Genomic DNA, 7,217 nt, shown 5'->3' with positions numbered 1-7,217 from the left:
GCCGGCATCGCCATCGGCCTGCTGCACGGCGACATCGCCCCGCCCGGCGCCGTGCCGGCGGCGGACCTGGGCGAGCTGCTGGGCGCGGTGGCCGCCTGCCTGCTGGACTGAAGGCGCCCGGGCAGGCGGTGAAGGGGGCGTTCGCAGCCTTTTCGAACCTTTCAGGCCGCACGCCGGGAGATTGATTGCCCTGTTAGCTATGAAAATAGTAGCAAATGCCCTGGCCGGCGAATCCGCAACCGTTTGTGTATCGTGCAGGCATGACGACCGCCACCTCCCCCCACGACGCCGCCCCGGCCGCCTCCGGCATCCACAGCTACGAGCCGCGCCAGGGCCACGGCCTGCCGCACGACCCCTTCAACGCCATCGTGGGGCCGCGCCCCATCGGCTGGATCGCCTCGCGCAGCGCGGCCGGCGTGCTCAACCTGGCGCCCTACAGCTTCTTCAACGCCTTCAACTACACGCCGCCCATCATCGGATTCGCCAGCATCGGCGCCAAGGACACGCTCGCCAACATCCAGGCCACGGGCGAGTTCGTCTGGAACCTGGCCACCCGCCCGCTGGCCGAGGCCATGAACCGGACCTGCGCCGCCGTGCCGCCCGAGGTGGACGAGTTCACGCTCGGCGGCCTCACCCCCGCGGCCTCGCGGATCGTGTCCGTGCCCCGCGTCGCCGAAAGCCCGGTGGCCATGGAATGCCGCCGCACGCAGATCGTGCAGCTCGAGGGCGCGGACGGCGAGAAGGTGCCCACCTGGCTGGTGCTGGGCGAGGTGGTGGCGGTGCACATCGACCGCGCGCTACTCAAGGACGGGGTGTACGACACGGCCCATGCCGGGCACATCCTGCGCGCGGGCGGCCCGGCGGACTATTTCACGGTGGGGCCGGAGCAGCTGTTCAAGATGCACCGGCCGCGCTGAGCGGGCCTGGGCGGGGCCGGCCAGCGGCTATGCTCCACCAACCCTTTTCCATTCCACTGCAGAGAACCGACACCATGAACCCCACCCGACTGATCGCCATCGTTTTGATCGTGGCCGGCGCCCTGGGCCTGGCCTACGGCGGCTTCAGCTACACGAAGGACACCACCGTGGTGAAGGTCGGTCCGCTGGAGATCTCGGCCAAGGAGAAGGAGACCGTCAACATCCCGCTGTGGGTGGGCATCGGCGCCATCGCCGTCGGCGGCCTGCTGCTGGTGCTGGGCGCGAAGAAGTGATGGGGATGCGCGGCCCGCAGCCGGCCCCTGCGCGGTGCGGGGCGGCTGCGATGGAACGGGACGGCCCGGCATGAGGGCCACCGCGCTGCGCCGCTTCGCCGTGCGCTGCTGGTTCGGCCTGCTGTGCATCGTCCTCGGCCTCGCGCCGGTGCTGCTGCTCTTGCTGTCGTGGCCGCTGCTGCGCCTGCTCGGCTGCGAAGGCAACGAGGGCTCGGGCATGCAATGCGCCGCGGCCCCCGGACTGTCGGACGCGGCGTATTCGGTGCTCATGATCGGTGCGTGGGGGTCGATGTTCACGCTGCCCTCGGCGCTGATGCTGTACCTGGCCGGGGTGGGAGTGCGCTGGCTGGCGCGCCCGCCGGCGCAGCGGTAAGGCCGGCGCGATACACCGCCGAAGACGTTCGCCTCCCGGGCATTCGCGGCCGGGGAGCGGTCAGCGCGTGAAGTCGGCCACCACCTTGCCGATGCGGGGGCCGGTGCGACTGCGTTCGATGGCCGCCGGAATGCCGTTGAAGCCCACGGTATCGCTCAGCTTCGAGATCAGCGAGCCTTGGGCAATTTCCTGCGCGAACTGCGCCAGGAGCACCGCGTCCGCCTGGTTGACGAACCACAGTCCGCGACGGCCGGCAGGGGTGCGTGCGGCGATGTCGGGCGCGGCCGCGCTGACGATGGCGCCGCCTTCGGCCAGCACGGCCCACGAGCGATCGAGCGCCTCGCCGCCAACGTAGTCCAGCACCAGGCCGATGCCCTGCGCCACCGACTCGAAACGCTCGCTTCGGTGGTCGATGGCGTGGTCCGCGCCCAGGCTTCGGACATGGTCGAGGTGCGCTGCGGAGGCCGTGGCGAAGACCTCGGCGCCGGCCCGCTTGGCGTACTGCACGGCATAGCCGCCCAAGCCGCCCGCAGCGCCGTGGATCAGGATGCGCTGGCCTGCCGCGATGGGCCCCGCCTGGTGCAGGCTCTGCCAGGCCGCGACGGCCGCCACGGGAATGCCGGCGGCCTGGACATCGTCCAGCCCCGCGGGCGTGTGCACCAGATTCGCCTCGGCCACCGGCACGAATTGCGCGTACGCGCCGAGCCGACCCAGCGGGCCCATGACGCGGTCGCCGACCCGAAAGCGCGAGGCCCCCGGCCCGACGGCCTCGACGGTGCCGGCCAATTCGATGCCGAGCACCGCGGGCAGGGGAATCGGGAACGCCTTCTGGACCAGGCCTTCGCGGACTTTCCAGTCGATGCCGTTCACGCCGGCCGCGCGAACCCGGACCAGCACCTGGCCGTCGCCGGCAGAGGGCTTCGGGATCTCGCCGATCTCGGCGGCCGACGCGCCGCCGTAGGCGCGGATCAGGACCGCGCGTTGGGTCGTCGTCATGGGAGGTTCTCCTGTCCAGGTGTCGATGGCGGGGCGCGCCGTTTCAGGCGGCTGCGCCGGCCAGGCCCGGGTAATCGGTGTAGCCCTTGGCACCACCGCCGTAGTAGGTGTTGTGGTCCGGTGCATTCATCGGGGCGTTGGTTTTCAGGCGCTCGACGAAGTCGGGGTTGGCCAGCACCATCTGTCCGTAGGCCTCCAGATCGGCCAGGCCCGACGCCAGGTCGGTGCCGATCTGCTCGCGTGCACGCCCCGGGCGGTTCACGATGAGCGTGCCGCGCCAGAGCTTGCGAATGTCCGCCACCAGGGCTTCGTCGCCCACGTGCATCACATGCACATAAGCCAGGCCCAGCCGGGAGAGTTCGGCGCTCAGGTAGCGGTACAGGGCCGGCCCTTCGACCCCCTCATCGATGCCCCCCAACTGGGCGCCGGGCGACAGGCGAATGGCGGTACGGTCCGCGCCGATTTCCTCGGCGATCGCGGTGGCCACTTCGATGGCGAAACGGGCGCGGTTCTCGATCGATCCGCCGTACTGGTCGGTGCGGGTGTTGGCGCTCGGGGCGAAGAACTGCTGGACCAGATAGCCATTCGCACCGTGGATTTCGACGCCGTCGGCACCCGCTTCGATCGCCCGCCGGGCGGCCCGGCGAAAGTCCGCCACGGTGTGTTGGATCTCCTCGGTGGTCAGCGCGCGCGGCTCGGGGATGGGCTGCATGCCCGTCATCGTGAACATCGGCGCGCCGGGTGCGATCGCCGAAGGCGCCACCGCCTGCCGGTGGTGGGGCGTGTTGTCGGGGTGCGACATGCGGCCCACGTGCATGAGCTGGATGAACAGCCGCGCGCCCTTGGCGTGCACGGCGGCAGTGATGGCCTGCCAGCCGGCCACATGGGCATCGGTGTAGATGCCGGGGGTGGTGAGATAGCCCTGGCCGTCGTCGGAAGGCTGCGCGCCTTCGGAGACGATCAGCCCGACATCGGCGCGCTGCGCGTAGTAGGTGGCCGCGAGGGCCGTGGGCGTGCCGTCGGGCGCGGCGCGGGAACGCGTCATGGGCGCCATCACGAGGCGGTTCGAGAGGGTGTAGCGGCCGACGGTGGCAGGGCTGAAAAGGGCGGTCATGGGTTTCTCCGGTTGCGACGCTGCATCTTCGATTAACCTACCCATGAGATAAAGATGGCTTGGTGGGAATGATTGATCCAATATTGACGCAATGGCCCTCGAATACCTGAACGACATGGCGCTTTTCGTGGAGGTGGTGAAAGCCAAGAGCTTTCGCGCGGCCGGCGATGCGACGGGCGTGCCCAACTCGACCTTGTCACGGCGGATCGGCGCGCTGGAGACATCGATCGGCCTGCGCCTGCTGCACCGCACGACCCGCAGGATCGAGCTGACCGAAGCGGGACAGATCTACTACGAGCGCTGCCGGCGCATCGTCGAGGAGGCGCGGATCGCGCACGAGCAGCTGGGCGACCTGCTGGCCCAGCCCAGCGGGGTGCTGCGCGCCTCGCTGCCGGTGGACTTTGCGACCATCTATGTGGCGCCGCTGATCGCGGAGTTCGCCCGCCGCTATCCGGGCATCGCCTTCGATCTGGACCTCAGCCCGCGCCGGGTGGACCTGGTGGCCGAGCCCTTCGATGTGGCCATCCGCATGGGCGAGCAACCGGACTCGACGCTGGTCGCGCGCCAGCTGGCCCGCCTGACCACCCACCTGTACGCATCGCCCCGGTACCTGCAGGCAGCGGGCGAGCCCGCAGACCCCGCCGCCCTGTCACAGCACGTGTGCATCGGCTCTCCGAAGCTCGGCCCATGGGTGCTGAACGCCAACGAGGGAGGGGCCACCGTGGAAGTCGCTATCGGCCAGCGCTTCAAGGTCAACAGCGTGGGGATGTGCCGCAGCCTGGCCGTGCTGGACCAGGGCATCGCGCTGCTGGCGGAAGGCGTCGTCGCGGACCACGTGGCCGAGGGGCGCCTGCGCCGCATCCTGCCCGGCTGGTACGGAACGCCCGTCCCGGTCTACGCCTTGACCGAAACGCGGCTACTGCCGGCGAAAACGCTCCGTTTCATCGAGTTCCTGCAGGAGCGCCTGGCCACCGGTGCGTGAAGCCGGCCGCAAGGTGCACGGCCCGGCCGCCCCGGCCGCCGCATTCGCGCCATTCAGCCCCCGGAAGGCCCCTGGTGGAACACCAGGTCCTGCACCGGCTGGCCGCCCACCAGGTGGCTTTCGATGATGCGGTCCATGTTGGCGGGCGTGACGTCGTAGTACCAGGTGCCGTCGGGCTGCACGCACATCACCGGCCCGCCCTTGCAGGCGGCGAAGCAGCTCACGCGGCTGCGCTTGACGCGCAGCTCGCCATCGTTCAGGCCCGCGGCCTTGAACTTGTCGCCCAGGCTGTCGAACAGGGCCTGCGCCTGGCCGTCTTCGGCGCAGCGCGGGCCGGTGCAGATGAGGATGTGGCGGCGGTAGGCACCGATCTTCGGCCGGATGGCCACGCGCACCCCTTCGGGCGCTGCGGTCGTGGCGGTGGCGGTGGCGGTGGTGGGGTCTTGCTGGCTCATGCCTCTTCCTCGGTGGTGGCGACGGCCTCGGCCGCCAGGGGCTGGGCCAGGGTGTCGCGAATGTAATCGGCCGGCAGGCGGTGGCGCCGGGCCAGGGCCTCGATGCTCTCGCCGGCCGCGTGATCGAGCTGCAGATTCTCCAGCCAGCCGTTGAGGCCGGTGGAGAGCGACCGGCCCGGCCGCTCGCCGGCCCGCGTGGCGCCGCCGCCCTCCACGTCGTACTTGTTGGCGTAGCCGCGCGGCGTGACCATGAGGCCGTGCTGCACGATGGTGTTGCTGTTGCCGATCAGCACCGTGCTGAGCATGCCGATGTCGGCATCGCACATGGTGGCCAGCGTGGCGAACTCGATGCGCTCGCGGCGGCGGTAGGCGCTCTTGACGATGGCCACCGGCGTGTCCGGACTGCGGTGGCGCAGAAAGAGGCGCTGCGCCTCCTCGATCTGCCGCGTGCGCCGGCCGCTCTTGGGGTTGTAGAGCGCGACCACGAAGTCGGCCAGGGCGGCGGCGTCGAGCCGGCGCGCGATGGTGGGCCAGGGCGTGAGCAGATCGGACAGCGAGATGGCGCAGAAGTCGTGCGTGAGCGGCGCGCCCACGCGGGCGGCGCAGCTGTTGATGGCCGAGGCGCCGGGCACGATCTCAACCTCGATGCCGCCGGGCTCGACCACGCCGTTCTCGTCGAAGGCGGGCGGCGTCCAGCCGGCCTGGAACAGCACCTCGAACGTGGGGCCGGCCATGCCGTACACGCCCGCATCGCCCGAGGAGATGAGCGCCACCTTCTTGCCCTCGCGGGCGCGGGCCAGCGATTCGATGGCGCGGTCCAGCTCCTCGGTCATGGACTTGCGGATGATCTCCTTGCCCTCGATGAGATCGGCCACCAGCTTGATGTAGGTGACGTAGCCGATGATGGTGTCGGCCTCGGCGATGGCGGCGCGCGCGCGCGCCGTCATGTGGTCGGTGCTGCCGGGGCCGATGCCCACGAGCATGATCTTTCCTGCGGACATGGTCGCGGGGCCCCTCACGCAGCGGCCGCCGGGGCGGGGGACGCGACGCGCTGCAGCGTGCGCTCGTCGATGCAGGCGGCCAGCCAGCGGCGGCCGCGCAGGCGGGCGGCGCCGAGCGTGATGCCGATGGTGAGCAGCGGCTCCACCGCCACGAGGCTCAGGTACGACGCGGCGAACAGCGCCCAGTCGGCCACGGGCGCCGCATCGCTGCTGATGGACAGCCAAAAGCCCACCATGAGCGTCACGCCGGCGTAGTACATGGCATCGAGCTTGAGCACGTTGGCCACGCTGATGCGCTGCATGCGCTTTCCCAGGCCGTGGTGCACGGCCACCAGCGGCACGGCCAGGCTCAGGAAGTTGATGGCCAGGTGCGCCAGGTCCTGCGGCTCGAACACGAGGGCCTGGGCGAGCAGCCCCAGCCCGAAGCCGAACAGCGTGGGAATGAAGCCGAACAGCAGGTAGATGGGCATGGCGCCCACGAAATGCAGCTCCGACGGCCCCACGGGCATGTGCCAGACCTGCATGAGCACGCTGAAGAAGAAGGCCGCCAGCACCGTGCGCAGCCAGGCGGTGGGGCTTTTGAGCAGGGGCAGCGCGTGCGCGCCCAGCAGCGCCGTGGCGGCGACGGAGGCAAAGGCGATCTTGTCCTGCGAAAGGATGCCGATTTCGATGTGCATGGTGTGAGCCTTTTGGGGTGAAGAAGGGGAAAGATCGGAACGAAGGGATCAGCCGGCCGCGCGCGCCATGCGCGCGATCGACACGGTGGCGTTGCGGCCGTCCTCGCCGCGCAGCCGGTGCTTTTCCACCAGCAGGGCGGATGCGTCGTGCGCGGCGCCGGCCGCCAGCAGCGCTGCGGCCTCGCTGACCGACGGGGTGCCCATGTAGCGCAGCACCGTGGCCGAAGGATTGGGCACGGGCACCGCCGCCAGTTGCGCGGCGGTGTACCACTGCAGCGGCCAGCCGTGGCGCGCCGCCAATGCGAGAAAAGCGGCCTCGTCGGCCTTGGCGGCGATGCTGGCGGCGGCAGCCACGTGGCGCAGGTCGGCGGGCACCTGCGCCAGGGCTTGCAGCAGGCAGGCCTGAACG

Annotated in this window: 10 protein-coding genes; 4 read left to right on the top strand and 6 right to left on the bottom strand. The window is 70.4% G+C overall.

Annotation, left to right across the window (positions count from 1 at the left end):
- Positions 1 to 260: 260 nt before the first annotated feature.
- The 3 genes from AC27IQ_RS16650 (at position 261) to AC27IQ_RS16640 (ending at position 1,583) form a co-directional block, all read left to right on the top strand.
- A complete protein-coding gene (locus AC27IQ_RS16650) occupies positions 261 to 917 on the top strand; it encodes a flavin reductase family protein (protein ID WP_317356952.1) in 657 nt (218 codons plus the stop codon).
- Between the two features lie 74 nt (positions 918 to 991).
- Entirely contained in the window at positions 992 to 1,210 is a 219-nt protein-coding gene (locus AC27IQ_RS16645; protein WP_272566235.1) for a hypothetical protein, read from the top strand.
- Positions 1,211 to 1,280: 70 nt separating this feature from the next.
- On the top strand, positions 1,281 to 1,583 hold the full coding sequence (locus tag AC27IQ_RS16640) for a hypothetical protein (RefSeq protein WP_487090115.1): 303 nt from the start codon (positions 1,281 to 1,283) through the stop codon (positions 1,581 to 1,583).
- Positions 1,584 to 1,643: 60 nt separating this feature from the next.
- Here the strand turns inward: AC27IQ_RS16640 and AC27IQ_RS16635 are convergent, their stop codons facing one another.
- A complete protein-coding gene (locus AC27IQ_RS16635) occupies positions 1,644 to 2,579 on the bottom strand; it encodes an NADP-dependent oxidoreductase (RefSeq protein ID WP_487090114.1) in 936 nt (311 codons plus the stop codon).
- A 43-nt stretch (positions 2,580 to 2,622) separates the two neighbouring features.
- Entirely contained in the window at positions 2,623 to 3,693 is a 1,071-nt protein-coding gene (locus tag AC27IQ_RS16630; protein WP_487090113.1) for an alkene reductase, read from the bottom strand.
- A gap of 91 nt (positions 3,694 to 3,784) precedes the next feature.
- Between AC27IQ_RS16630 and AC27IQ_RS16625 the strand changes: the two genes are divergently transcribed.
- Complete coding sequence (locus AC27IQ_RS16625) at positions 3,785 to 4,675, top strand: LysR family transcriptional regulator (protein WP_284430455.1); 891 nt, start codon at positions 3,785 to 3,787, stop codon at positions 4,673 to 4,675.
- Between the two features lie 53 nt (positions 4,676 to 4,728).
- Here the strand turns inward: AC27IQ_RS16625 and AC27IQ_RS16620 are convergent, their stop codons facing one another.
- The 4 genes from AC27IQ_RS16620 to AC27IQ_RS16605 all read right to left on the bottom strand — a co-directional run.
- A complete protein-coding gene (locus AC27IQ_RS16620) occupies positions 4,729 to 5,130 on the bottom strand; it encodes a (2Fe-2S) ferredoxin domain-containing protein (protein ID WP_284397158.1) in 402 nt (133 codons plus the stop codon).
- Positions 5,127 to 6,131, bottom strand: a complete 1,005-nt coding sequence (gene cobJ, locus AC27IQ_RS16615; RefSeq protein WP_272566244.1) for a precorrin-3B C(17)-methyltransferase — start codon at positions 6,129 to 6,131, stop codon at positions 5,127 to 5,129. The genes AC27IQ_RS16620 and cobJ overlap by 4 nt, the downstream gene beginning before the upstream one ends.
- 14 nt (positions 6,132 to 6,145) lie before the next feature.
- A complete protein-coding gene (locus tag AC27IQ_RS16610) occupies positions 6,146 to 6,808 on the bottom strand; it encodes an energy-coupling factor ABC transporter permease (protein ID WP_272566245.1) in 663 nt (220 codons plus the stop codon).
- 48 nt (positions 6,809 to 6,856) lie between these two features.
- Positions 6,857 to 7,217, bottom strand: a 361-nt coding sequence (locus tag AC27IQ_RS16605; RefSeq protein ID WP_487090112.1) for a cobalamin biosynthesis protein, incomplete at its 5' end; no start/stop codon positions are given.

The organism is Acidovorax sp. KPB24-07, from assembly GCF_057543315.1.
This window is presented reverse-complemented; position numbering and strand designations above follow the sequence as displayed.

Excerpts from the sequence above, each read along its gene's own strand:
- AC27IQ_RS16650 (WP_317356952.1), top strand. The coding sequence starts at position 261 with ATGACGACCGCCACCTCCCCCCACGACGCCGCCCCGGCCGCCTCCGGC.
- AC27IQ_RS16645 (WP_272566235.1), top strand. The coding sequence starts at position 992 with ATGAACCCCACCCGACTGATCGCCATCGTTTTGATCGTGGCCGGCGCC.
- AC27IQ_RS16640 (WP_487090115.1), top strand. The coding sequence starts at position 1,281 with ATGAGGGCCACCGCGCTGCGCCGCTTCGCCGTGCGCTGCTGGTTCGGC.
- AC27IQ_RS16635 (WP_487090114.1), bottom strand. The coding sequence starts at position 2,579 with ATGACGACGACCCAACGCGCGGTCCTGATCCGCGCCTACGGCGGCGCG.
- AC27IQ_RS16630 (WP_487090113.1), bottom strand. The coding sequence starts at position 3,693 with ATGACCGCCCTTTTCAGCCCTGCCACCGTCGGCCGCTACACCCTCTCG.
- AC27IQ_RS16625 (WP_284430455.1), top strand. The coding sequence starts at position 3,785 with ATGGCCCTCGAATACCTGAACGACATGGCGCTTTTCGTGGAGGTGGTG.
- AC27IQ_RS16620 (WP_284397158.1), bottom strand. The coding sequence starts at position 5,130 with ATGAGCCAGCAAGACCCCACCACCGCCACCGCCACCGCCACGACCGCA.
- cobJ (WP_272566244.1), bottom strand. The coding sequence starts at position 6,131 with ATGTCCGCAGGAAAGATCATGCTCGTGGGCATCGGCCCCGGCAGCACC.
- AC27IQ_RS16610 (WP_272566245.1), bottom strand. The coding sequence starts at position 6,808 with ATGCACATCGAAATCGGCATCCTTTCGCAGGACAAGATCGCCTTTGCC.